Annotated in this window: 24 protein-coding genes; 16 read left to right on the forward strand and 8 right to left on the reverse strand. The window is 38.4% G+C overall.

What is annotated here, in order from left to right:
• The 4 genes from O3C63_01475 to hemC form a co-directional block, all read left to right on the forward strand.
• On the forward strand, positions 1–808 hold an 808-nt coding region (locus O3C63_01475), incomplete at its 5' end, for an adenosylhomocysteinase (protein MDA0771591.1).
• A gap of 478 nt (positions 809–1,286) precedes the next feature.
• Complete coding sequence (locus O3C63_01480; GenBank protein ID MDA0771592.1) at positions 1,287–2,240, forward strand: sigma-70 family RNA polymerase sigma factor; 954 nt, start codon at positions 1,287–1,289, stop codon at positions 2,238–2,240.
• A 125-nt stretch (positions 2,241–2,365) separates the two neighbouring features.
• The gene (pyrH, locus tag O3C63_01485) at positions 2,366–3,082 is read left to right on the forward strand and encodes a UMP kinase (GenBank protein ID MDA0771593.1); all 717 of its coding nucleotides are present in this window, start codon (positions 2,366–2,368) and stop codon (positions 3,080–3,082) included.
• Between the two features lie 23 nt (positions 3,083–3,105).
• Positions 3,106–4,053, forward strand: coding sequence for a hydroxymethylbilane synthase (gene hemC / locus O3C63_01490; GenBank protein MDA0771594.1), 948 nt, complete (start codon positions 3,106–3,108; stop codon positions 4,051–4,053).
• Here hemC and O3C63_01495 read toward each other — a convergent pair.
• From O3C63_01495 to hemH, 4 genes are all read right to left on the reverse strand, one after another.
• Complete coding sequence (locus O3C63_01495) at positions 4,050–4,553, reverse strand: hypothetical protein (protein ID MDA0771595.1); 504 nt, start codon at positions 4,551–4,553, stop codon at positions 4,050–4,052. The genes hemC and O3C63_01495 overlap by 4 nt on opposite strands.
• Positions 4,554–4,696: 143 nt before the next feature.
• A complete protein-coding gene (locus O3C63_01500) occupies positions 4,697–5,806 on the reverse strand; it encodes an alanine--glyoxylate aminotransferase family protein (GenBank protein ID MDA0771596.1) in 1,110 nt (369 codons plus the stop codon).
• 52 nt (positions 5,807–5,858) lie between these two features.
• Positions 5,859–6,872 carry an alcohol dehydrogenase catalytic domain-containing protein gene (locus O3C63_01505; GenBank protein ID MDA0771597.1) on the reverse strand — a complete coding sequence of 338 codons (1,014 nt, stop codon included), beginning with the start codon at positions 6,870–6,872 and terminating at the stop codon, positions 5,859–5,861.
• Positions 6,823–7,890 carry a ferrochelatase gene (hemH, locus tag O3C63_01510; protein ID MDA0771598.1) on the reverse strand — a complete coding sequence of 356 codons (1,068 nt, stop codon included), beginning with the start codon at positions 7,888–7,890 and terminating at the stop codon, positions 6,823–6,825. Before hemH ends, O3C63_01505 begins: the two co-directional genes overlap by 50 nt.
• Before the next feature lie 153 nt (positions 7,891–8,043).
• Between hemH and O3C63_01515 the strand changes: the two genes are divergently transcribed.
• From O3C63_01515 to O3C63_01530, 4 genes are all read left to right on the forward strand, one after another.
• A complete protein-coding gene (locus O3C63_01515) occupies positions 8,044–8,607 on the forward strand; it encodes a hypothetical protein (GenBank protein ID MDA0771599.1) in 564 nt (187 codons plus the stop codon).
• Positions 8,608–8,666: 59 nt separating this feature from the next.
• A complete protein-coding gene (gene aroH, locus O3C63_01520; protein ID MDA0771600.1) occupies positions 8,667–9,044 on the forward strand; it encodes a chorismate mutase in 378 nt (125 codons plus the stop codon).
• A gap of 14 nt (positions 9,045–9,058) precedes the next feature.
• Entirely contained in the window at positions 9,059–9,565 is a 507-nt protein-coding gene (locus tag O3C63_01525; GenBank protein ID MDA0771601.1) for a CDP-alcohol phosphatidyltransferase family protein, read from the forward strand.
• A 185-nt stretch (positions 9,566–9,750) separates the two neighbouring features.
• Complete coding sequence (locus O3C63_01530) at positions 9,751–10,668, forward strand: MaoC family dehydratase N-terminal domain-containing protein (protein ID MDA0771602.1); 918 nt, start codon at positions 9,751–9,753, stop codon at positions 10,666–10,668.
• Positions 10,669–10,704: 36 nt separating this feature from the next.
• Here O3C63_01530 and O3C63_01535 read toward each other — a convergent pair whose 3' ends face one another.
• Genes O3C63_01535 through O3C63_01545 form a run of 3 tightly spaced genes read right to left on the reverse strand, consistent with a single transcriptional unit; the run spans position 10,705 to position 15,431 of the window.
• Positions 10,705–12,564 (reverse strand): hypothetical protein, encoded by a 1,860-nt coding sequence (locus tag O3C63_01535; GenBank protein MDA0771603.1) that lies wholly within the window; start codon positions 12,562–12,564, stop codon positions 10,705–10,707.
• Positions 12,557–14,311: a hypothetical protein gene (locus O3C63_01540; GenBank protein MDA0771604.1), complete on the reverse strand. Its 1,755-nt coding sequence runs from the start codon at positions 14,309–14,311 to the stop codon at positions 12,557–12,559. The genes O3C63_01535 and O3C63_01540 overlap by 8 nt, the downstream gene beginning before the upstream one ends.
• 4 nt (positions 14,312–14,315) lie before the next feature.
• The gene (locus tag O3C63_01545) at positions 14,316–15,431 is read right to left on the reverse strand and encodes an OmpA family protein (GenBank protein ID MDA0771605.1); all 1,116 of its coding nucleotides are present in this window, start codon (positions 15,429–15,431) and stop codon (positions 14,316–14,318) included.
• Positions 15,432–15,755: 324 nt separating this feature from the next.
• Here O3C63_01545 and fliS point away from each other — a divergent pair, with 324 nt between their 5' ends.
• The 7 genes from fliS (at position 15,756) to O3C63_01580 (ending at position 22,382) form a co-directional block, all read left to right on the forward strand.
• Positions 15,756–16,130 (forward strand): flagellar export chaperone FliS, encoded by a 375-nt coding sequence (gene fliS / locus O3C63_01550; GenBank protein MDA0771606.1) that lies wholly within the window; start codon positions 15,756–15,758, stop codon positions 16,128–16,130.
• A 21-nt stretch (positions 16,131–16,151) separates the two neighbouring features.
• Positions 16,152–17,141, forward strand: a complete 990-nt coding sequence (locus tag O3C63_01555; protein MDA0771607.1) for an ABC transporter ATP-binding protein — start codon at positions 16,152–16,154, stop codon at positions 17,139–17,141.
• Positions 17,142–17,218: 77 nt separating this feature from the next.
• The gene (locus O3C63_01560) at positions 17,219–18,022 is read left to right on the forward strand and encodes a LamB/YcsF family protein (GenBank protein ID MDA0771608.1); all 804 of its coding nucleotides are present in this window, start codon (positions 17,219–17,221) and stop codon (positions 18,020–18,022) included.
• A 115-nt stretch (positions 18,023–18,137) separates the two neighbouring features.
• Positions 18,138–19,133: a tyrosine-type recombinase/integrase gene (locus O3C63_01565; protein MDA0771609.1), complete on the forward strand. Its 996-nt coding sequence runs from the start codon at positions 18,138–18,140 to the stop codon at positions 19,131–19,133.
• 151 nt (positions 19,134–19,284) lie between these two features.
• Positions 19,285–20,202: a hypothetical protein gene (locus tag O3C63_01570; GenBank protein MDA0771610.1), complete on the forward strand. Its 918-nt coding sequence runs from the start codon at positions 19,285–19,287 to the stop codon at positions 20,200–20,202.
• 123 nt (positions 20,203–20,325) lie between these two features.
• Positions 20,326–21,345: a hypothetical protein gene (locus O3C63_01575; GenBank protein MDA0771611.1), complete on the forward strand. Its 1,020-nt coding sequence runs from the start codon at positions 20,326–20,328 to the stop codon at positions 21,343–21,345.
• Positions 21,342–22,382, forward strand: a complete 1,041-nt coding sequence (locus O3C63_01580; GenBank protein ID MDA0771612.1) for a hypothetical protein — start codon at positions 21,342–21,344, stop codon at positions 22,380–22,382. The genes O3C63_01575 and O3C63_01580 overlap by 4 nt, the downstream gene beginning before the upstream one ends.
• Here O3C63_01580 and tdh read toward each other — a convergent pair whose 3' ends face one another.
• A complete protein-coding gene (gene tdh, locus O3C63_01585; protein ID MDA0771613.1) occupies positions 22,383–23,405 on the reverse strand; it encodes an L-threonine 3-dehydrogenase in 1,023 nt (340 codons plus the stop codon).
• 37 nt (positions 23,406–23,442) lie between these two features.
• Here tdh and O3C63_01590 point away from each other — a divergent pair, with 37 nt between their 5' ends.
• Entirely contained in the window at positions 23,443–24,636 is a 1,194-nt protein-coding gene (locus O3C63_01590; protein ID MDA0771614.1) for a glycine C-acetyltransferase, read from the forward strand.
• Positions 24,637–24,693: the final 57 nt, after the last annotated feature.

Consider the following 24,693-nt stretch of genomic DNA (forward strand, 5'->3'; position numbering starts at 1 on the left):
CGTCAGACTTAGAGCGATGGAAAGAGATGGTGTTTTGACTTTTCCTGCAATTGCAGTAAATGATTCTCAGACCAAACATCTTTTTGATAATCGTTATGGTACAGGTCAATCCACGCTTGACGGAATCATTCGCGCCACTAATGTTTTGCTTGCTGGTAAAAACGTAGTAGTTGTTGGTTACGGTTGGTGTGGTAGAGGTGCTGCGATGCGTGCTTCTGGTCTTGGATCTGATGTTTATATTACTGAAATCAATCCTATTAGAGCTCTTGAAGCAAGACTTGATGGTTTTAAAGTATTACCTATGAATGAAGCAGCCAAGATTGGTGATATTTTCATTACTGTTACTGGCAATAGGCATGTAATTGACAAAGAACATTTTGAAGTGATGAAAGATGGTGCGATGGTTTGTAATTCTGGTCACTTTGATCTTGAGCTTAATTTAAAAGCGCTTGCTGAGATGAGTTCTAATAGAGCTTCAGTTCGACCTTTTGCCGAAGAATTTGTACGTGATCCTAAGAAAACTAAGGTTCAAGGCTCAGTAATCGTGCTTGGTGAAGGAAGATTGATTAATTTAGCTGCAGCTGAAGGTCATCCGGCGGCAGTAATGGATATGAGTTTTGCAAATCAAGCTTTAGCTGTTGAGCATTTAGTGAAAAACAAAGGCAAGTTAGAAAATACTTTACAAGTACTTCCGCCAGAAATCGACCAAGAGATTGCTAGTTTGAAATTAGCAGCAATGGGGATTTCAATTGATAAATTGACTCCAGGTATGGTCGAGTACATGAATTCATGGACGGTTGGTACTTAAAAATAGAGCTTCAAGTAGGTTTATCAAGACTTTGTTCCTTGGGAGTTGCTGATGAGTTGACTAATTTATCTAGGAGCTTGTCATCCAGCCCAAATTACTAAATATAAAGATCTCAGTTAATCAATATGGGCTGGGTTACACGCTCCTATAGCAAACTAGATGACGAGAATTAATTCAAAAACATAGATTTGTGTTTTGTAAATTAATTCTCGTTCATAGTTTAACAATTCAAAAAATAGCTTTTGGAGTAAGAATTCTTCTTGCAAAAATAAAAACCACTCAGGGAACAAGTTTGCAAGAATGAGAGTCTTTGTAACAAGTCAAAAACTTTACGGCCCTGGCCTATCTTAAAAAAAATTAAGAGAATTATTCCAGTCTAATCTTCTATAGTTGGGAAGTTGAGAGTTTTACGAAGGACAGTAAAACATTGGTCGCAAAGTTAATACAATTTAAGAAAAAAAAGGAAAGGTGCTAAGCAATGGCTAAAGGTACTTTTATTGGCGAAGAATTAATTAGAAAGCATACGCAAGACGATGCTGATAAGTTAGAAGAGAGAGAAGTAGAGAAGGTTTACAGTGTTAGATCTGATGGTGCTGAAGACTCTATCAAGCTTTATTTGAAAGAGATAGGGCGTATTTCGCTCTTGACAGCAGAGCAAGAAATTAAACTAGCTCGAGAAATTGAAAAGGGTGGAAGCCTTGGTGATGAAGCTAAGCGTCAATTAGTACAAGCTAACTTACGTTTGGTAGTTAGTATCGCTAAGAAATACCTCAATCGTGGTTTATCATTTTTGGATTTGATCCAGGAAGGCAATCTTGGTTTGATTCGAGCAGCTGAAAAATTTGACCACGAAAAGGGTTATAAGTTCTCTACTTATGCAACTTGGTGGATTAGACAAGGTATCACAAGATCACTTGCCGATAAGAGTCGTACAATTAGGGTGCCTGTGCACATGGTTGAGACTATTAATCGTTACAAACGTGTATCTAGACAATTATCATTAGAGCTTGGGCGTAAGCCGAGTGATCAAGAATTAGGTTTGGCTCTTGGAGTTACTCAGAAAAAACTCAAAGAGATCATGAATGCTAACAAGACACCTGTTTCATTAGAAACACCACTTGGTAAAGAGGAAGATAGTACTTTATCTGATTTTATCGCTGATGACAATGGATCTCGTCCAGATACTACTAGTACTGATAGAATGCTCAAAACGCATATCAAAGAGTTGTTAGTTGATTTGCTTCCTCGAGAAGCAGAAGTGCTCAAGCTCAGATATGGTCTTGAGGATGGACAAGCTCGCACTCTTGAACAAGTTGGGCGTATTTTTAATATCACTCGCGAACGTGTTCGTCAGATTGAATTTAAAGCAATGAAAAAATTGCGTGAGCCGACCAAATTTGAGAAACTTGAAGGGTATTTGAGTCAAGTATAAAGTTTTGCCGGTCAATCCTCCGAGAGCAAGCTCTCGAGTTTTCACTAGATTCGGAATAAAATACTCACTTTGTGAGTAGCATATATCACTTCAAAGAAGCCCAGTTGCTATAATAGAATTCAACGATGAATGTCAAATACAAACGTATACTACTTAAATTAAGCGGAGAAGCTTTGTGCGGGGATGGAACACTTGGAATTTCTACAGAGATTGTTGATCGCATTGCTGAAGAGGTAGCTATGGTGACTACACTTGGAGTTCAGGTTTGTGTTGTTGTCGGTGGTGGCAATATTTTTAGAGGTTTACAAAAATCTACCGAGCTAGGAATGGATAGAGCGGCAGCTGACTATGTTGGGATGCTTGCAACTATCATGAATGCTTTGGTGCTACAGGGTGTACTTGAAAAACGCGGAGTCGCAACTCGAGTACAAACGGCAATTACGATGAATTCTATTGCTGAACCATATATTCGTAGAAGAGCACAACGACATCTTTCCAAAGGAAGAGTGGTGATTTTTGGTGGTGGTATTGGCAACCCTTTCTTTACAACAGATACTGCGGCAGCTTTAAGAGCTTCTGAGATGGATTGTGATTTGATGATGACAGCCAAGAATGGTGTTGATGGTATATATGATTCTGATCCAAGAGAGAATCCCAATGCCAAGAAGATCAATACTCTAACGCATCAAGATTTAATTACTCGCAACCTGAAGGTCTTGGATACATCTGCTATTGCACTTTGTCGTGATAAGCATATCCCTATATCTGTTTTTGATTTTGCTCGCCCTGGAGCTGTAAGAGATATCGTTACTGGGCTTGATGTAGGGACTTTGGTACAGTAGTGCTTTAACAAGGAGTAAGTGGTCTGGTATTTTCGCAACTAAGAATTGGAACCAGAGATAGCAAGCTTGCCTTGGTGCAGACTCGTTGGGTTAGAGACATCCTGCTTTTACAATATCCTGATCTTGCAATTGAGATTATTGAAATCAAAACTCAGGGTGACAAGATTCTTGATATAGCACTGTCCAAAATTGGCGATAAAGCATTATTTACCAAAGAACTTGAAAATGAATTATTACTGGGTACTATTGATCTTGCGGTCCATTCAATGAAGGATCTGCCAACACAATTGCCTAAGGGACTAGAGATTTGTGTAACTAGCACTAGGGAAGATATTCGGGATGTCGTTTGTTTTTCTGGTTATAGCGGGGTTGTATCGCTCAAACAAGCCAAAACAATCGGCACTTCTAGTTTAAGAAGAATCGCTCAGCTCCAAAATAAATATCCGCAAATCAATTTCGTTGATATTCGTGGCAACTTGCAAACTCGTTTTAAAAAACTCAATAATCCAGCCAATGGTTTTGATGGTATTGTACTTGCGGCAGCAGGACTCAATCGTCTTGGTATGCAAGACTCGATTGGTGAGTACTTGAATCCATTAGAGATTTTACCAGCTGTTGGACAAGGTGCTCTTGCTATAGAAATCAAGTCTGGTCGTGATGACTTGACTGAGTTTTTGCGCAAAAGTCTCAACTCTCCAGTTGATGAAGCGATAGTTAAAGCAGAGAGAGCATTTTTGCGTAGGCTTGAGGGCGGTTGCCAGGTGCCGATTGGTGTTTACTCGACTTTGCGTGGCTTTGGCGAGAATGCATTAATTGAAATTGTTGGCATTGTTGCTAGTCTTGATGGTTCTCAAATTATTCGTTTAGAACATAGCGGCTCAGTGACTCAGCCAGAACGGCTTGGTCAAGAATTAGCCGAACAGTTTTTAGCGACTGAAGCGAAAGAGATTTTGGCGGGTTTGAGGACTTAGTTCCAAAAAGAATATCTTCTGTTTATGCTTGGGTCAAAGCGAGGGTCGCTTCCTGGTAGTGATCTGCTATGCCAATAGTTCCTTTTATTATAAGATCGAGGGTAGATTGTTTCACCTGGACGGTAGACTCTGCCGTTGGGTGCAAGAATCCAGTTGCCTCTTGTTGCAGGTTCCACTCTGGATCGACTTTTAGGATAGCCATCTGGCTCAAGATTTTGCAATCCTGGAATTCCATTAGCTCCTGGTGGCGCATAACTTGGTTGGAAGATCCAGTGTTTTTTTTGTTGAGTTGAGTCTGAAGTAATTTTGTGTGCTAATCTTTTTACCTGCTTACGTGACTCTGCTGCTGGTCTTTGGTATGGAACAACTGGAGTGGTTTGTTCAGTCTCAGAATAAATAGAATTTGGTTTTGCTGCAGGCTCTGCTGCCTCAAGATCTTGACCGCCTGATGGTAATAAGCTAGCTGCTGCCAATGTTAATGCTGGTAATATTTTATTCATACGCCTTGCTTGAGATAAGAATATCAACAGAAGCTCCTTTAAGTCAAGTGAAGCTTCCATTAGACTTATTGCAAAAGTCGGAATTATCCTTAAAGCAAACGCAACATTCGTTGCGGTTGCTACTTTTTATGCCCGATATTTTATTAAATGACCAATTTTAGCTTATTGAGAACATCTCTCAGCGCATTGAGCCCCATATCTATATTTTCATCACTTACAAATCCAAGATGACCCATACGGAAGATCTTGTCCTTGAGTTCTTTTTGGCCGTTGGCAACTACTATATTGTGATCTTGCTGGAAGGCTTTGCGGATATCTGGCACTGCAACTCCTTCTGGCGGATAGATTGCTGTAATCGCGGCAGAAGCTGAACTATCTTCAGTAAGTAATTTAAGACCAAGGTCTCTAAGACCGTTGCGTAGTTTGTCTCGCACTCTAGTGTGACGATCGAGGATATTCTGTAATCCTTCTTCAACCATCATCTGCAGCGCAAGTTCCAAAGCCACTATGTGAGAGACATTGGGAGTCCACGGTGTAGTGCTGTCAGCAAGTGCTTTTTTGGCTTGAGTCCAGCAGAAATAATAACTTGGACTAGTACAACTTGCTTTAGCTTTGTAAGCATTTTCTGAAACATAAATAAAGCTAAGTCCCGGAGGAATCATAAAACCCTTCTGTGAACCACTAAGCATCACGTCTATGCCCCACTCATCCATGCGTACATCCATGCAGCCAAGTGAAGTAACCACGTCAACGATGCTGAGTGCGCCATGCTCTTTGATAAGCGGCACTAGTGCTTTGATATCGTTTGCCGTTCCAGTACTGGTCTCTGAGTGAGTTAGCGTAACTACTTTGTATTTGTCTTTAGTGAGCGCTTCTTTTAATTCTTGAGGACTAATACACTTGCCAGATTCTGCTTTGAGTACTGTAACGTCAGCGCCATAGATCTTGGCGATATCAGCAAAACGCTGACCGAAAACACCAATGGCAAGACAGAGCACTTTGTCACCAGGGTTGATGGTATTAGAAATTGCTCCTTCCATCGCACCAGTACCAGATGCTGTGTAAATAAAGACATCGTTGTTGGTTTGTCCTAACCACTGAAGCTTTTCAGTTGCTGACATAAAGATCGCAGAAAATTCTTTCGAGCGGTGTCCCAGTGGGTGCTCTGCGAGCGCGCTTAAAATCTCTTGAGGGACTGGAGTAGGTCCAGGGATCATGAGGTAAGGGTGTTTTTGTTTTGTTAGTTGTGCCATGGCAATTAATGTTAGCACGGTTCAGTATAAGGTCTTTGAGCTCTATAGAGCATTAGGGTTTTAAGTAAGTTTTAATCCCTTGTTCACTTTTACAATTTTGGATTTTTGTTCCAAGTTCACTTAATTTAGATTTGTTTGTAATTAAATTATCTACTTTAATAACACCCTTAGCTAGTAAATTAAGAGCTTCTTTGAGATTATCAAGATTGGGTGAGTAGCTAGCTCTGACAGTTAGTTCTTTGTAATAAATATCGTTGTTTGCAAAACTAGTCTCTGCTGGTGTTGAAGAGAAAACTACTATCGTTGCCCCATTAGCTGCATGTTTGCTAGCTAGCTCGACTGTGGTGTTGGCGCCAGCACAAAGAAAGATGATGTCAAAGATGTTATCGGTTTGTAATGCAGAGAGACTCTGGTCAAAACCTAATTCCAAGGCAAGCTTGAGTCTAGTTTCTTGTAAGTCTAGTCCTGTAATTTGTGAATTTGGAAAATTATGTCGAATCACTTGTCCCATAATAAGCCCGATGGATCCAAGCCCTATAACTAAGACCTTTGTCTGGATTGCTTCACTGCGCTCGCAATGACGGACCGCCTTGATACAACACGCCACCGGCTCAGTAAAACTTGCCACCTCATCTGTCATCCCCTCAGGAATCTTTTGCACAGTATGCTTCAGATGATCTTCACTAAGTTCAAGGTACTCGCAAAAAGCACCAGGATTAAAATTAGTTGATTTGAATTTAGTACAAAGACTCTCTTTGCCGCGCAGACAGTAATCACACTCTAGGCAAGGTACATGATGAGAACTCAGGATCCTATCGCCTTTTTTAAAACCATATTGCAGAGACATAGTTTCAGAAATCTCATCAATAATTCCTACCATCTCGTGACCGAGTATAGTACCGGGTTTGATAAGTGCGCGGTTGAGTTTAAGCAAATCAGAACCACAAACACCAACACCCGTGACTTTGACAATAGCGTTATTGTCTTTAAGTAGAGGTTTTTCTACTTCACTTAGCTCAAGGAATGAGGTTTGAGGAGAATTGGGTTGGTATATTAGTGCTTTCATGTCTGGATTGCTTCGTCGTTTCACTTTTTGCAATGACACTTGCCAATGCCTCAATCAATAAGGGATTAGCTTTGGGTAATCTAGTGATCCGGTAGTCAATGATACCACTTTGGGCAGCGACTTCTTTATATTCAATACCAAGCTCATGCAGGGTTTCGATGTGATCACCAACAAAACTCACAGGTAGTATGATGAGCGTTTTGACGCCGTTATCACCTAGTTCTTTGATCTTGTCTTCGGTATTGGGTTCTAGCCATTGAACAGGTCCTACTCGGCTTTGATAACTAATTGAATAATTCAGAGTCAAGTGATCAGAGACTAATTTATCTGGATAAATCTTGAGATTGAGCGAGTCAGCCAGTCTTTGACAAATCAAAGCAACACTATCTTGGATTTGTTTTTGGTAAGGGTCGCCATTGCTGATGTATTTAACTGGCAAACCATGAGCAGAAAAAAGAATATGAGCTTCTTTAAGATCACCAATGGCATCTTCTAGTCGCCTTGTTAACAGCTCAATAAAAAATGGATTGTCGTGCCAAGATTCTATATAGTTTATTTTGGCTCTTTGGTCAAAGCCAGTCTCTGAGAACATCTCTAAGCATTCGATGATACTTGAGCCGGAAGTGGCTGTTGAATAATGTGGGTAGAGTGGAATGACAGTAAGCTCATCAATTCCATCGGCTTCGATTTGTGGCAAAGTTTCTTTGAGGAAGGGAGAAGAATAACGCATGGCAATATAGCATTGGTATTTGCCGCCGAGTCTTTTTTCAAGAGCCTTGGCTTGACATTGAGTCTCAAAAAGTATCGGTGATTTGCCACCAATCATGTCATAGTTCTTAGCTACATTAGGCGATCTTTCTCTAGCTATATATGCAGCGAGGTTTTTTTGAAAAGGCTTGATAAAGCTAGGTAGTTGAATGATATAAGGATCGTTAAACAAATTATTGAGGAATTTTTCAACTCCGTATGTTGAAGCAGGTCCGCCCATTTGTAGTAGTAGTATGCCTTTTGCCATCATAGAGTTGTCCAGTGATTTCTTGAACCTTTCAGACAACTCTATTATAACCTTGCGTGTGTATAAAGATATTATGAACAATAAATATATCATAATATATTAAAAATGCATTAGGGAATAAGTAAAGGCGCTTTAGCTGTTTTAAGATGCTTGCTTATGACTATTAGATTCCCCGGATTTGTGCCAAGCTCTGCAATAGCAGGAGGCTCTTTTGATGCAAGGGCAGTTAGAGATACGATGCATCATCGCAGATTGAAGATGATGGATGGGCTGCACGTTGTATCTAATACAATTGGAGACAGGCTTACTGATCTAAGTTGGAGAAATAAAGCTGGTTTATCCCCAGCAACTAGAACAGATACGCTTGAATTATTACATGGCTATAGCTCAATGCTTGGTGATTTTAGTTCTACTTTTAGATCAGCTTACAATTTTATGGATACTTTAGTTAGCTTAATTGGTAAGTCAACAAGGTTTACTAAAAATGGGACCACGTTTGATCAAGCGAAACATCATGATTTATTAGTTAAATCAAGAAGCGTTCTCAGGGTAGCTATGGCTCAGTTAACTAAGATTCTTAATACAGATGTGCTACCTCTAATTGCGGAGACTACAGGATTGGATTTAGCTGTGAAGCCTAGTGTGATGAAAGCTAAAGTGCAGCCGGGAGACATGGCTTTTTCATCTCCCCCTGTTCAGATGGCTATTGCCCTCAGTTAATGAATTTCTTAGACAGAGCTGTTTATGTAGTGACCTGACCATAAGCTATAATGTGATCCATGCAAGCAATTGCCATACGTGGAGCAACAACAGTAGCAACTAATAACGCCGATGAGATTAAATCAGCGAGTGTTGCTATGGTTCAACAGATTGTCAAAGAAAACAATATAGACCCAGAACAAATTACTATGGTTTTTTTGACTATGACTTCAGACCTTACTGCTTATAATGCATCTGCAGCTATTCGGCTTGGGATGAATTGGGCAGATGTACCTTTCTTTACTTCTCAAGAACCTGATATAGACGGTGGCTTAGCTAAATGTATTCGAATTTTAATTCAAGTGCAAAGTGATAAACATAGATCTGAGGTTAAGCATGTTTATTTGGGCGGTGCAGCGAGTTTGAGACCAGATCTTAATTTAGGCAAGCAAAGCTAGATATCATGAATGTCATGCTCAACATCCCCAACACAATTTGTTATTTCCGTATTTTATTAGCATTCTATGCTTTTTATCAATTTTCGGTTGCAGCAAATCAATTGAATTTTTTGATACTAACTATCATTGTCATTGGTTTAGATGGGCTTGATGGAATAATTGCTCGCAAGCTCAATCAATGTACAGAGTTTGGAGCTAAATTAGATATCCTAGCTGATCGCGTGATTGAATTAGCTTATTGGCTGTTTTTTGCGATGATGAATTTGTTACCCTATTGGGTTTTCGGATTTTTTCTGCTAAGAGGTGTGGTTGTTGATTACTTATCAATGACACAAACTAAACCACTAGGCAATTCTTGGTTACGCTCTAGTAGAATCATGAGGGCTAGTTATGGTAGTCTCAAGCTTGCTAGTTTTGCTTTAATAATTATGCTACCTGCAGCTAGCTTGACGACTATCATTGTCTATCTTACGGTTTTTGTTTGCGGACTTAGGGCTGTGCCTGTATTGCTCGACCGTTGATTAGACATCCTGCAAAACCCCGTTTTGCTAGTGATGTCGCTTTAAAAAAGGTAGCAACCGCAACGAATGTTGCGTTTGCTTTGAGGATAATTCCGACTTTTGCAGTAAGTCTATTGAACAATGTTTTGTATAAGACTTCGGGGCTATAGCTCAAAACCAATATGATACTGCTATATAATGAATTTATGGCAATCTCAGAAAAATTCATCGGTAAAAAATATCCAGACCTTGTCTACACAGTAGGCAAAGAAAAACTACTTGAGTTTTTGATTGCCACCAAGACTGATCAGGAGAAATTCAAGGAAATCGTTCCACCTACTTTTCCGGTAGTTTATGCACATGAATTATTGTGGTCTGTTTTATTTGATCAAGACCTCAAGCTCAATTTAGCCAAGCTTGTTCACGGTGAACAAGAGTTTATTTATCATAAGCCAGTACGAGTTGGTGATACCATCACCACCAAAGCAAGAATAGACAAGATCTTCCAAAAAGGCCCTCATGATTTTGTGGTAATGGTTTCTGATTCTACTAACCAAGCTGGTGAAGATGTTTGTACTAGTATTTGGACTTTTGTTATTCGCGGTGGTAATGATAAGGATTTTAGTTTCAAAGAAAAGCTCATGGTGAAATTAATGAGCATGGCTCCTCCTTGTCCGCGTGCTAAAGCTAAGCAAATGAAGGCATTGGCTGAACTGCAAGAACTTTCTGGCACAAATATTGCTTTAGATAGAGCAGTGCAAGATGCTCATTATAATACTGGAGACCAGTACAAAGTTTTTATCGATAAATATATGCCTCAAGTCTATGCCGGTGCAAGTGGAGACTTCAATATTATTCATTTAGATGTAGATTTTGGACGCAAGGTAGGATTGGGCGGTAATATACTTCACGGTATGGCAACTATGGCACTTGGTGCCAATTTATTTATGCGTGATAAGGAGCCAGGTTCTATCAAGCGTTATCGAGTACGTTTCTCAGATATTGTTAAACCGATGGATACACTGACCTATCAAGGTAAATGGCAAGGCACTAGTTTTGAATTCAAGGGCAAGAATCATCTAGGGAAAGATGTCCTTAGTGCAGGTATTGCTGAATTTGTTTAAGGACAAACCCTTTCTGAACAACTCTGACAAGCAGGTCTATTCAGGTTGCTCAGTTTTAATTCTGTCTTGTTTGCTTTCAACAGCAAATCTTGTTATTAATTTTTCGACTTCAGATACTGCAATATCTTGCCCATGAACTAGTAACATAATGCTTAGTAACTTAAGAGCTTCAAAGCAAAAAATAAGCGGATGTTGACCCTTGGACTTTTCAAGTAATTGATTACCAAGTTCCGGCTTATTTACTAATCTATGAGGACTGATTGAGCTGAAATAGTCATTAATTATTTTTGATTTGAAATTTTCTTCCTTTGGGTTTATTTCTAATATTTGAGAGAAGAAATTGCTGCGTAATTGGCTGATTGCCATCATTGTAGTCTCACTTTGTATTTCTTCAGCACTTTGGTTGATTGATCCTATTAAATATGACTTTGTATCTAGGGCTTGTATATAAAGTGTTTGAGCAAACTTGCTTCTATAATTTGCAGCCTGACTTTTATCGGAAGGATACATAAGTTCAGGATGATCAATATAAAGAAGATATGGTTTACGTATGTCTGCCAATATAGCATTTGATTTATTGTAATCCTCTTTGCCATTGATATTTGCAATATTGAGATAGCCAAAATTGAGACCCGATTCTCTAGCAAATGCTTTTGCAAAATATAGTTTTGTAATTTCATCGTTGCCAGTTAACAGAACCCCCCCATAGATCTTTTGACAGGATATTTGTGCTATGACAGTTGGAGCAGCAAAAAGTTTTTTGAAACTTTCATAGGCTTGATAAAAAGGTCGAGGAATAGGAGAACGAACCTCAAGAGGATTTTCTGCTCGAAGAATTTCTTTGGAAATTGAATTCTCCCTCTGTTTGGCTATACAAATACTTTCAATTTCATCGGACTCTAGCCCATGAATACTAGCTATTGCTCTGCGTAAGTGGTTTTGCGAGTCGTCTGTAAGTAAAGTCATAGCGTAGATCTCAGCAATCCTTAAATTGTCTTTTTCTTGTCGCGCTCTTTTCATTAATGGTTCAATTGCTAATTTGTGGATATGTAAATTAGAATTGCAGGCTAGTTGGAAGACTTCAAGAAATTCTTTTTTCGCTATATTTAATGCGGCATCGTTAAATAAGTCTTCCAAAATTTCCTTGTCATTTTCATCAGGTGCTTTAGCAATATTGTTAAAGTGTTTGAGTTCTGCTCTTAAGGTTTCAAGCACTATACTATCTTGGATTGCTGAGTCAAACTTCTTGATCGACCTAAGAGCGTGTGTCCTAATGGTGAAGACCTCTAGGTGGTTTGTAATAATTGATATTGTTAAGCCTGAACCAAAGGATTCTAATTTAGGCAGTATGTCGATAATTATTTTTTTGCGTTCTAGTTCGGATTGGATGTTTGATTTGCGGTCAAACTCTTCACTTAGGGTTTTGAGAGCAAGTTGAGGATTAATTATTGTAAGTATCGTTGCAGATTTTTTATAGTAATTAGGTATGCTTCTGTATTCATTCCAGAGTTTGCCTGAGCGCAGAAAGAATTTTGCAACTATATGCCCGGCACCTTCCTCTGTAAAGATCGGCAGTGCATTGAGGGCTTCTAGTGTAATTGGGCCCCAATGCTTGGCTGGCTCATTAAAATGATCGTTTAATAATATTAGTGCTTGGCTTTTAGTGTTTTTATTTTCTTGTTGGATCCATTGCATCCAGTCTTGTTCGGACTGGTGATTGTATTTATAAAAAATATTATTTAATGTATGGACTTTGTTTATTTCGGTTGACCCAGTAGATTTACCTTCAAAGGAGAATTCAGGGATATTGTCTAAGATCAAATAGGCTACTAATGCAACAAAAACTATAAAGACTGCCAGAAGGCTTAGTTGATCATGGAGGATCACATCAAGCATTCTCTACCCCCCTCATTTTTGTAGCAATTGATTCTAGTTCTTCGAATCGTTTTAATTCAATTACTTTTCCTTCCGTAAGTAAGCCTGCTTTGAAGTATTTAACTAATGCATCATCATATTCCAATCGGGAATTAGCGCTTATTGAACCAATAATATTTTCCATATTGAAACTACCAGACTTATTTTTCTGTTGTATTTTGTCAAGTTTATGTTTAAAGATGGTGGCTTTGCCTATTGGTCTAAGTTCTGGAATATCACAGGTGCTTGTACTAAAGTATGGTTTTAGTTTTTCTGGAATTACTAATTCAGCTTCTTCTTTATTGCTTGTCATAATGAATTTTGTACGTGAATCATTAGCTAGATTTTTGATTCTATTCATGAAATCTATGTTGTTTGATTGCAGCATTGAATCTATTTCACTGATATAAACCAGTATCGGTCTATTCGCTAGTATCTTGTCGTGAAAGTCATTAAACACAATGTCAGAACTTTGTAAGTCTTGATATTGTGCATAGAGAAACGTCCACTGATTCTCTGCGGCTATAGCTCGAGCAAAATGTAGTTTATCTAATTCCGAAGAACCACTAATTAATGGAACAGTTTGTCTCTCTGCTTCTGCAACTGCAGTTTTGGTTTGTTCATAAAGTTCGTTCATTGCAGCTGTAATAGGTAGTTTTTTAATGTTTTCATGAGCTAGTAGCTCTGCTTTGAATGGTATATTGATTGGTAGGTGATCATTGAGGCAGAGTTGGATTTCAGCGGTGTTGAGACCAAAGTTTTTAGCAATAGCGTGGATGACATTTTCGATTGCAGTTAGTACATATAATGTTTCAGGATTAAATAGATCAGGTTTTTCTGTGATCACATTGGCTAATGAACGGATAGCATATTTGCCAAGATGTTTATGTTGGCAGACTTGCATGATCAGTTGAATCACACTATCGTCAAGATTGTCTCCAAGTAGACTTAAAAGCCCAGTTAAGAGTTTGCCTGTGTCATCATTTGCATTTGCATACTCGATTTGAGTTATGTTCTTAAGAGTAGCAATGATGGTTTTGTTTGTTTCTTCTTCATTTCTTCCTTCTGCCATGATTTCTAACACTTGTTTTTTAACTTTGAAAGCTTCGATGGGGTCAGTTAGTATTTTGCAAAGGATTGTACTGATATCAAAATCTTGTTCAAACAGCGCAAAAGACTTAACCATGCTTGTATTGATCTCATAATGATTTTTATGATTCTCAAGTTCTTTGAGTATTAATGTTTGAGCTGACTCTGTATCTATCTCAATAAGTACTTCCCAGCAAGCTTGATAGATTTTTTCTGTGATAATATATTTGTCCCATATTTTTTTACAGGTATTGATTACTGTTTTGATTTCTTTAACTAGCTGCTTTGCATGTGGATCATTTTGATCTTCAACAAAGACAGCTAAGGCTCTTATTGCTTCAGGACTGATTAGTCCCCATGCGCCAGGATCTTGTTCTAAGTGAGTAATGAGTAATGCAATTGCTGTTTCTTGAGTTGCTTTGTCTTGTTTACTGATCCATTGTTTCCAACCTTTGATGTCATTATGGTCAAAGAGGTAAAAAATTGAACTCAATGAATTCGCTGGATTAAAATCAAACAAATGACCAAGATTGAAAATTTTAGCAATAAACTTTAATGCACTAGCTATCTTGTGAAAGCCAGCAATAAAGATGACTACAAGGACAATCGTTATTGAAATTATAGTTAAGCTAACTGACATTTAGTTAGTGACCGCCTCCACCACCACTTGGTGCTGGAGCAGCTTCGTTACCGCCACTCGCTTCTTCACCGTGCCCACCGGCCGCAGGCACAGATCCCGTTCCTTCAGGGTGTCTTTTTCTGAAAGATTGGCGTGCTTTTTGGCGTTTTAATTCATCTAGACTAAGAGGTTTGTCAGATTTGCCAGCTGATGCACCGTATTCTTTTATACTGAGGTTGCCACTTTGTTTCTGCTCAGATTCTTTTTGTCTTGCTGCTCTAACTTCTTTACCCAAGCTTGCTTGTTCATCAAGATATTTTGGTTTCAAGTTTTTTTCTTCACCATCTTGCAGTAACAGAATTGTAATTCTTCTATTTGCTGCAGCTAGTGGAAGCTCAGGATCTTTAAGTTGGCTATCTGCGTAACCTTCGACTCTAGCAAATCTGGTTTTGTTTACTCCATCGTAGATCAAGCGAGTTTTGATTGCAATTGCTCTATCCGTTGATAGATTCCAGTTATCGTAATTTCCATAAGAAAAATCCTTACCGTCTGTATGCCCTGCAACAACTATGGAGCTGATTTTATTCTTGATTACATTAGCGACTTTGTCTATTAGTGATCTTGCTTCTCCAGTCAATGCCGCTGAGCCAGAGGGGAAGACCTCCATGTTCTCATCGTCTTTAATTTCAATTAGGATACCTTGTTCAACTAAATTAAATTCAACTTTGTCGAGTAAGCCTTCATCAGAGCTAATTTCTAATTGCTTCTGTAAATCATTTTTCATTTTACTTTGTACTTCTTTTTTGTTTTGCCCAGTGAGTACGAGTTTTTGGAATTCAAGGAAGCTAGCACCACCTTCCATTCTCCCTGGGTTACCAGGTCTTTTGGCACCGCCAAAAATGAAAACATTGCCTTGCATAGGACCAGTTTGAGTTGGTTGTTTAAAGAAATTGGCAACGGCTGATTTTGCACTTGGGTCGACATTGACTAACCATAGAAGTAAAAACAAACACATCATCGCCGTAACAAAATCGGCATAGGCAACTTTCCAGGCACCACCATGATGTCCATGTCCTGCTACTTTCTTAATTATCTTTTTGATAATTATTGGTTCGTCTTTTTTAATTTGTGCTGCAGCCATTTTTTTCCCTTCTAATAGACTTCCTGCGAAAGTCCTCTTTATCTTCACTAACGGAACTAGTGCTTCTCACCGTTCCGACCTTTTTTGTGTCGACATCACTAGCAAAACTTCGTTTTGCAGGATGTCTAATATAGTTATTCCTGTAAAGCTCTCGGTTATATGCTCGATCCCCTAGTTCAAAAAGATGATTTTTGTTGATTTTGCTTGTGTTTCACTGATAAAAGGCCGATTATATAAAGCACCCAGAGGTGGGTCAAAATAAGAGAGGCAAATTTGGAGCTTAGTAAAAAGGTCAATAAATTATCAGGTATCAAGAAAAAATTTTTGAAAAACGTTGTTGAGACTTCAAGTCCAATTCAATTAGTGATTTTGCTATATGAGGGTTGTCTTCAATGGTTACATATGTCCAAAGAAGAGATTCGCAAGAACAAGAATAATAAATTAGCTAATTGGTCAGACTATGCAAATTATATGGCTATGGCTATTGATATTTTGAATTATATGCATGATACCTTGGACGTTGAAGCGAGTAAGGATTTTGCAATCCCAATGTCAGAGCTTTATACTTTTATGAAGATGAGATTGTTTAAGGCGAACATCGCGAAAGATCCCAAGGTGATAGATGAGGTTGTTGATCTTGTGAAAGATCTTAAGGACACGTGGAAACAAGCCATAAAGCAAGATGTTTCAATTAGCTGATAAAATACAGGTGCTACCTGTATGCTGCAATTAAAAAACATCCGTAAAAGTTTTGGTGACAATCTAATACTCAAAGATATCAATCTTGAGATAGAAGATGGTGAGTTTATAGTTTTTTTGGGTCCGAGTGGTTGCGGTAAGACAACACTAGTTCGCATTATTGCTGGCTTAGAAGAAGCAGATTCTGGTCTGATCAAACATGGTGATAGAGAGATTCAGCAACTTGCTCCCAAGGATAGAGACTTGTCTATGGTTTTTCAAAACTACGCGCTCTACCCGCACAAATCAGTTTATGACAATCTTGCCTTTCCTTTGCAAATTGCAGGAGCTGCCAAGTCAGAGATCGATGCAACTGTCAAAAGACTCGCTGCAAAATTAGGGTTGCTTGAGTACTTGGAACGTAAACCCAAAGAACTTTCTGGTGGTCAAAGACAAAGGGTCGCACTGGCACGGGCAATGGCAAAGAAACCAAAAATATTTTTACTAGATGAGCCTTTGAGTAACTTAGACGCTAAGTTACGCACTCAGATGCGTCATGAACTTTTTAATTTGCACAAAGAATCATCGGCAACATTTATATATGTAACCCATGATCAAATTGAAGCCCTGAGTTTGGCCGATAAGATAGTTGTGCTAAATGATGGTGAGATTCAACAGATTGCTAGCCCAGAAGAAATCTATTCAAATCCAGCGAATATGTTTGTCGCAGGTTTTATTGGTGCTCCTGCAACGAATATCTTTATGCTTAATGGGCAGCAGGTCGGTATTCGGCCCGAGTTTTTTGCTTTAGAAGAATCAGCCATGCAGCAAGAATCTATTGAAGTTATGGTATCTAATATCGAAATCCTAGCTAGTGAAGTCCTCATTTATTGTCAATATAAGGATCAACAAGTTATAGTCAAGCTCACAAGAGCCAATTTAGACACTAATTCACTGAAAACACGCTTAATGACTAAAAATAATAGTGTATTACCTTTATTTTATGATCCAAATGTGATATATTATTTTTAGTGACTCAATGGAGAGAATTATGACAAGGGTGAGGTAGTTTACTTTCCTTCTTACATAATTCGTAATATAGTAAAGGCATGACACAAACAGACCCATTTATCTCTCGTCAAATCGATCTTAACCTAGATATAGGCCAAGGTGTTACACAGTTCTTAACTGAACAGGAAATTATGCCTTATGCTACATCAGTCAATGTTTCTACTGGCGCTCATGCCGGTGAACCAGCTTTAATTAATAAGTCACTTGAAACAGTCAAAGAAAACGGCCAACTTGCATTAGGTGCTTTAGTTTCTTACCCGGACTTGATTGGTTATGGTGAGCGCAAGATCCAATTATCGAATGAAGAACTAAGAGCTACTATATTAGTTCAGCTCGGTGGTCTTGCTGCTCTTGCAAAAACTCACAATCTTGAGTTGCAACAAGTGAGAACTCATGGTTATTTATATCAGCAAATGGCAAGCAATTATTCAGTCGCTGAGACGGTTGCAAAGTCAATCCAAGAATTTAGTAAGTGGTTAACTTTAATTGGACCTGTGAGCCCAGCTCTTCAAGAAGTTGGTTCTTGGACTAATGTGCGCGTTGCTTTTGAAGGAAGGGTAGATCTTCGCTATAAGGCGGATGGGTCCGTAATCCCTTTTGATATGGAACATGATTCTAATTTAGATACTGAGACTATTGCTCAAAGAGCAAGAGATTTAGTATATAAATCCGTAGCCAAGATAGAAAATGGTAGTGAAATTGAACTTAATTTTCAGACTATTCATCTTCCATCCAGAATTAGAAACGCTGTGGAGATTGCTAAGTTAGTGAGAGGAATGGTCCTTAAGCCTCTGTCCCTTAAGACAGTAGATTATGAGCCTTACTTATCAGAATTTATTTGATCTTTTAAAAAAAGATGCTAGAATAAAATAACATAAATGGGGACCAGGGAAAACACCTAACGGGGAAAACAAAAAAAGATAAAATAAGAGGGACACATAAGTGAAAGATGAACAAGTGAAAGATTTAGTAGAACAATATGTAGAGTCGTTAGAGAAAGATAACGATACCATTAAAGCTTATAGGCTTGACCTTGAGAAGTTTACAGCTGCTTATGGTGAAACCAAACCGCTAGCAATCAAGTCGCCCGAAATCAAGGTTTATTTGGATGGACTAACAACAAGAACCGGCAAGAGAGTCAGTGTTTCAACACAGAACAGGCATTATGCAACTATTAGTTGTTTTTTCAATTGGCTAATCAAACAATCTAAATTGATTGAAAATCCAATTAAGAATGTTGAGAGACGCAAACCAAACAAAGATCTAGGTGAGACTAACTCAAAAGATATCATTCGTTATTTAGACAGAGAAATTGTTGGAAAGATAATGACTGAGTCAAAGTCAATCAGAGAGGAGTTCTTATTTGACTTACTTTATTCAAGTGGTTTGAGAATCTCTGAAGCATTAGCACTTAATGTTCAGGATATCCGCAATGGTGTTATTCAAGTTCGTGCTGGCAAAGGTAACAGAGCAAGAGTAACTTACATGTCTAAGCAGACAGAAAAACTTTTTAGAAAGTACTTAGAGAAGAGAGTTCCTGATCGTTCAGTTTTATTCCAGGCGACAACAATTGAAGAAGCTCAAGCTTTGAGAAATGAAGGTGCTTTGTTTACAACAAACAATGGTACTCGTCTTGGTTACCATAGAGCTAATCAATTATTCAAACAGGCTTCTAAAGGAATTAAGAATCCAGATAGCACGCCGTTGACTATTCACCAACTTAGACATACTTTCTGTACTGAAAGAGTAGGCCATATTGATATTAGAGTTCTTCAGAAATTAGCTGGCCACAGTGATATTAGAACTACTTTGAGATATGCCAAAGTCGCTGATATAGTGGCTAGAGAGCAATTTGATAAATATGACAGAGAAAGAAATGCTGGTTTCAACGATTCAGGTGAATTCAAGCTTCCTACTCAAGAAGATTTTGAAAAAGCAACAGCTTTAATATAAAGTTTGTTGATCGCTTTGCGTACTTACGATTTTCTCAGTTAGAGAAATTTCTGCTTCGCATCGTCTCTACTTTTTTGTGTCAACATCACTAGCAAAACTTTGTTTTTCGGAATAGGTCTAATGACTTTTAGCATCTATAATATGAATACCAGTGTTTGAACAAGAAAAACAGTTAATTATCATCGCAGGGTCTTGCTCAGGAAAATCAAATTGGTTTGATCAAATCAATTATTACAAGAATCAGGGTTATCAAGTTGAGTTTTTGGAAGTTGATGCTGGGGCTGCTAACAGTTTACTGGAAGCTTCCAGTAAATTATTCTCTAAGCTTAAGCACAGAGTAAAACAAAAGACAATAATCCTAAGCCATTCAATGGGCTCTATGCTATTACTTAAAATCCTTTCAGAGCCCAAGTTCTATGCCAGTGAGAATCCCGAGCTTTATCGCAATATTGTTAATTCCAAGTTGATCTTTTTGCAAGTGCCTTTACATGTCAATGCTGTAGCTCTTGGGATTTTGGATATTCTCAAGTACTTCTTCTATCCCTTCCTCTTCGTTTATAACTTGTTAGTTTTCCCGGTGATTGATTTTATTTTGTTGATGCTTAAAACCTTGATGGTAATTCTTGAGAAGTTAATTGCAGTTGGATTTATAAAATATCCAGCGATGCTGATATTCAAACCGATTGCTTTGTCTCTAAATATGCTTTTAGTGATTAATACTTTTTGGGGTACAAAGCCTAGAGAATTTTTTAATGTCATCAAGTTTTATAAACAATGGCAAGATTTTGCACTTGATGGTTTTTTTGCCAAAGAGCAAGATGGTACAGCTTTTGATAAAGCAATGATCGGTGCCACTGAAAATACCATGGATAAGTTTGATCGTTCTAATGTCAGTAATTACTATTTTACTCACTGTTTCACTGATTTTTTCTGTGATCCAGGTTTAACAAAAGAGTTTGCTAATCGATTGGGTGCTAATAGCAAGAGCTTGAATTATGGTTTTCATAGCCCTCAGCATTGCTTTTGGCATCAAGGCGCTATTAATCGGTTAATTGAGACGTCGCTGTAAGGTTAAGAAGGACACCTAAATACGTATTGTATAATTATGCCAGGTATTTTGTATTTTTACAAAAGGCCTAAATTCGTCGTGATTAATGGCGCAAATAATATCAATACTAATTTGGGATCAACCATGGCTGATTTACAGGATGGCGCGTCTCAAATTACAAGAGAAGAAAGTTATTTTACTGAACCAAGTAGTTCTATTATTGCTAAGCCAGTTCAAACTGATACGGACGACTATATGAATGCGTTCATTAACAATAAAATGGTTAGAGATATTGTGCCACATTTGATGAATTTGACAAATATTGCTGGTAATATTTTTTCTTTTTCTTCTTGGGCTTTTGGTTTTAATGATGCATCCAAAAAATTTGCCAAGACTGTTGGATCGCTTGCGACAAAATCTTTTCTTGTTGCAACTAGTGTCATTAATGTTGTTGAACGACTTCACACAAAAAATTATTTCTCTGCATTGGGTTACTTTAATGACATTGTTATTGCAGGTACTGTTGATCAGGACAATACTTACTTAGCACGTGGTATTGCTTCTGGTACTTACAATATGGCAAATTCACTTAATATTGCTAATGATCGTACTGGTTTTGATAGTTTCGAAGATCACTTGCAGCATTTGGTTAAGGGCTTTGGCAAGTTCTTTAAGAATCTATTCTCGGCAGATGTTGCGAAGAACTTTATAAAGAGTGAAAATGGTATGTGGGCTACTATTGGTGGGCTGTTTGCCAATGTCGGTGCTTTATCTTGGATGTTTACAGGCAAGGTACAGATACCTACCTTCATTAGAGATCTTGCTGGAATCGTTATGGATATTGAGCAGCTCAATTTTGGTCATTATAAAGCTGGACGTAAGGATTTGTTTAAGTCTGGCTTGGCACTGGTCGTTGGTACTGTTGCAGATTGGTTATCAAAGTTGATGCCTCAATACAAAGATGCTTTTGTGCCATTGACATTTATTTTTGATGGTATTGGAAAGCATTGGTTGAGATTGCATCAAAATGAGCATGAGATGGGTGACAAGAGAGACGATGAGAAGCAGCTTGAAAAGCTTCCAGCCGTCAAGCTTGCTCAAAAGGAAGACATGCCATTGGTTGCTAGAAGGGGGTCTGAGCTTTTGGCTCAGCAGGTAGCATGACTTTAGCACAGCTTAACTTACAAACAGCATCAACACCAGCATCAAATGATCTTGATACCAAGGTTGGAATTGCTTTTGTTGAGCAACCTATAGAGGCAGTAGACGCGAAGCTTCATCAAGAGTCAATTAAACAAGAGCCAGCTAAGCTGCTTGTAAAAAACTCTTGGCAGGATTTTATTAGAAACAAAATGCCACCTTGGGCTTATGGTATATCATCTCTTTGGCATTTGGCTACTGCAGCTATGCTTTCTAAATCCAAGGCGCATGCAAGTAAGGGCAAAGCTTGGGCTGCTAATTCAACACGGTTTACTAAGTTGATCAATTCTTCTGTCTATATGAGCTTAGCTTATGAAGCCTACAAAAATAATTTCACTTTTGATTTTATTGGTAGGATTGCTGAGCCGATAATGAATACTTTTGTTGATTTAAATCATTACCATTTGTTTAGAGGTTTAAGTTCAGCCTTCAACCAATTACATTCAATTAATTTACCTCGGGTTAAGAAGGGACTTAATCTTAAAGACAACTTTCTTGCCAATATCGATGTCAGTATTGAATTTTTTAAAGAGGCTTGGATTAATGGAGGTATTAGTAAATTATTTAAAGGTGATTTGTCGGGCTTTAAAAAAGATCTTTTTGGTGGAGAAAATGATCGAGGACATACTTTGGCAATAGCTTCACATGCTCAAATGCTCATTAGTGGTTTAGCACTTTTGAATGGTACTAAACGTAACTTATTAAATAGGATATTAGGTATATTTAGAAATGCAGCTGGAGTACTTGCAGATATTGGTTTATTGTTTGAGAAGGATCCCTCTGCAAGAGGCGTTGGGGTATTTTATTTATTACATGCTGTTGGTGATACTATTAAGCGTTTTGTTGCTAATGAAACGCAGGATCTTATCGATAATATGATTATGCCGTTCTATAACGGTGGTTTGTATTGTTTTGGTTTGATGACTCGCAGACAAGTTGACGGAACTTATTTATTTAATGAGGCTAAAAAGAAACCGGAACTTAACTCGCTTGCAGTCTAACTACCACTCAAGAATGATTTTGCCGCAATTGCCTGATTCCATAATTTCAAAACCTTGTTGAAATTCTTCAATTGGATAAATATGAGTAATGATAGGTGAAATATCGATGCCGCCTTTGATGAGCTGTGCCATTTTGTACCAAGTCTCAAACATTTCTCTACCATAAATACCTTTGAGTTGTAGACCTTTGAAGATCACATTATCCCAGTCTATTTGTGTTGAGCTTGGCAATAGCCCCAGTAGAGCGACTTTGCCGCCATGGAACATATATTTGAGCATAGAGTTAAAGGCATCAGCAGAACCAGACATTTCTAATCCAATATCAAAACCATTAGTCATGGATAATTCACTCATTACTTTGTCGAGTTTTTCTCTTTGAGGATTGATAGTTCTGGTTGCACCCATCTTCTTGGCTATCTCTAATCTATAGTCATTGACGTCGGTAACCACTATATTGCGAGCACCTACCGCTTTGCAGACGGCGACGGCCATATTGCCGATTAAACCAGCACCGGTAATAAGCACATCCTCGCCTACCATTGGGAAAGACAGCACGGCATGTACCGCATTGCCAAAGGGATCAAAGATTGCTGCAATATCGTCAGAGATCGCAGCGTCTAGCTTTACTAGGTTGCCAGCTGGAACGCTAATGTATTCAGCAAAGGCGCCATCACGTTGGATACCGATGCCAATTGTATTTGCACAAAGATGAGTTATACCTCTCTTGCAATTTCTGCAAATACCACAAACAATATGCCCCTCGGCAGTTACTCTATCGCCAATCTTAAAATGTTCTACCGCTTCGCCAAGCTCAGTGATAATTCCAGAAAACTCGTGCCCTATTACTCTTGGTACAGCGATATTTTTTTGTGACCATTCATCCCATTTGTAAATATGCAAGTCAGTCCCGCATATCGCTGTTTTGATGACTTTAATTAGAACATCATTAAGTCCAAGACTAGGTAGTGGGACATCTTCCATCCAAATACCTTTCTGGGCTGATTTTTTGACGAGGGCTTTCATTAGTTATCATTATAGCTCTATAAGCTATACTTTTATTATGGTCAACAAGATAGAAAAAGAAGCTATTTCCATAGTAAATCAAGAGCTTGAGGCGATTAAAGCCAAGGGTATTTATAAAACCGAGCGTTTGATTAGTTCAGCTCAGGGACGTGAGATAGAAACTATTGCTGCAGATCAAAGCCAGAAGACTTTTCTTAATCTCTGTGCTAATAACTATCTTGGTCTTGGTGGCTCACAGGAATTGATTGATTTTGCAAAAGAGGGACTTGATCGTTATGGTTTTGGTCTTAATTCAGTTAGATTTATTTGTGGTACTCAGACTATTCATCGTGAGCTTGAGCAGAAGGTAGCTGAATTTGTTGGTTGCCAGGATGCGGTGCTTTATTCGTCTTGTTTTGATGCCAATGGTGGTTTGTTTGAAACATTGTTGAATAAAGAAGATGTGATTATTAGTGACAAGCTCAATCACGCAAGTATCATTGATGGCATTCGGCTTTGCAAGGCTGAGCGTAAGCTCTATGACAATAATGATATGGAGCAGCTTGAGACTTTGCTGCAAGAGAGTGAAACGAGTCGCATACGCTTGATTGTGACTGATGGTGTTTTTAGTATGGATGGAGTTATTGCTAATCTCTCTAAGATAGTTGAATTAGCTGAAAAATATAATGCCCTTGTGATGGTTGATGATTCTCATGCAACTGGTTTTGTTGGTAAAACTGGTCGCGGGACTGCAGAGCATTGCGATGTTTTTGGTAAAATAGATATTATTACTGGTACCTTTGGCAAGGCTCTGGGAGGGGCTTCTGGAGGTTTTACTGCTTGTCATAGTAGCATTGCTGATCTTCTGAGACAAAGATCTAGACCTTATCTTTTTTCTAACTCACTAGCTCCGGCGATTGTCTGGACAGAGATCAAGGTTTTGGAGATGCTCAACAAGGGTTCTGAACTGATAGCTCAAGTACAAGCAAATAGCAAATACCTTAGAGAGAAACTAACAGAAGCTGGAATTGATATTGTGCCAGGTGAGCATCCTATTATTCCGGTGATGATTTATGATGAGGTCAAAGCTATTGCAGTGGCTGAGAAACTTTATCAAGAAGGAATCTATGTTGTTGGGTTTTGTTATCCAGTTGTACCATTAGGCAAGGCTCGCATTAGAGTACAAGTTTCAGCCATTCATCGCAGAGAGGATTTGGATAGATTGGTAGCAGCTTTGAAGAAATATTTGTGAAGAGAGTCAGAACCTATTTGAAAAGCTTCCAGATGCAAGGCTTGCGACGAAAGAGGT

Source organism: Cyanobacteriota bacterium, assembly GCA_027618255.1.
GTDB lineage: Bacteria > Cyanobacteriota > Vampirovibrionia > LMEP-6097 > LMEP-6097 > JABHOV01.

Coding starts and splice junctions, on each gene's coding strand:
- O3C63_01480 (MDA0771592.1), top strand. CDS start 1,287: ATGGCTAAAGGTACTTTTATTGGCGAAGAATTAATTAGAAAGCATACG.
- pyrH (MDA0771593.1), top strand. CDS start 2,366: ATGAATGTCAAATACAAACGTATACTACTTAAATTAAGCGGAGAAGCT.
- O3C63_01495 (MDA0771595.1), bottom strand. CDS start 4,553: ATGAATAAAATATTACCAGCATTAACATTGGCAGCAGCTAGCTTATTA.
- O3C63_01500 (MDA0771596.1), bottom strand. CDS start 5,806: ATGGCACAACTAACAAAACAAAAACACCCTTACCTCATGATCCCTGGA.
- O3C63_01505 (MDA0771597.1), bottom strand. CDS start 6,872: ATGAAAGCACTAATATACCAACCCAATTCTCCTCAAACCTCATTCCTT.
- hemH (MDA0771598.1), bottom strand. CDS start 7,890: ATGATGGCAAAAGGCATACTACTACTACAAATGGGCGGACCTGCTTCA.
- O3C63_01515 (MDA0771599.1), top strand. CDS start 8,044: ATGACTATTAGATTCCCCGGATTTGTGCCAAGCTCTGCAATAGCAGGA.
- aroH (MDA0771600.1), top strand. CDS start 8,667: ATGCAAGCAATTGCCATACGTGGAGCAACAACAGTAGCAACTAATAAC.
- O3C63_01525 (MDA0771601.1), top strand. CDS start 9,059: ATGCTCAACATCCCCAACACAATTTGTTATTTCCGTATTTTATTAGCA.
- O3C63_01530 (MDA0771602.1), top strand. CDS start 9,751: ATGGCAATCTCAGAAAAATTCATCGGTAAAAAATATCCAGACCTTGTC.
- O3C63_01535 (MDA0771603.1), bottom strand. CDS start 12,564: ATGCTTGATGTGATCCTCCATGATCAACTAAGCCTTCTGGCAGTCTTT.
- O3C63_01540 (MDA0771604.1), bottom strand. CDS start 14,311: ATGTCAGTTAGCTTAACTATAATTTCAATAACGATTGTCCTTGTAGTC.
- O3C63_01545 (MDA0771605.1), bottom strand. CDS start 15,431: ATGGCTGCAGCACAAATTAAAAAAGACGAACCAATAATTATCAAAAAG.
- O3C63_01555 (MDA0771607.1), top strand. CDS start 16,152: ATGCTGCAATTAAAAAACATCCGTAAAAGTTTTGGTGACAATCTAATA.
- O3C63_01560 (MDA0771608.1), top strand. CDS start 17,219: ATGACACAAACAGACCCATTTATCTCTCGTCAAATCGATCTTAACCTA.
- O3C63_01575 (MDA0771611.1), top strand. CDS start 20,326: ATGGCTGATTTACAGGATGGCGCGTCTCAAATTACAAGAGAAGAAAGT.
- O3C63_01580 (MDA0771612.1), top strand. CDS start 21,342: ATGACTTTAGCACAGCTTAACTTACAAACAGCATCAACACCAGCATCA.
- tdh (MDA0771613.1), bottom strand. CDS start 23,405: ATGAAAGCCCTCGTCAAAAAATCAGCCCAGAAAGGTATTTGGATGGAA.
- O3C63_01590 (MDA0771614.1), top strand. CDS start 23,443: ATGGTCAACAAGATAGAAAAAGAAGCTATTTCCATAGTAAATCAAGAG.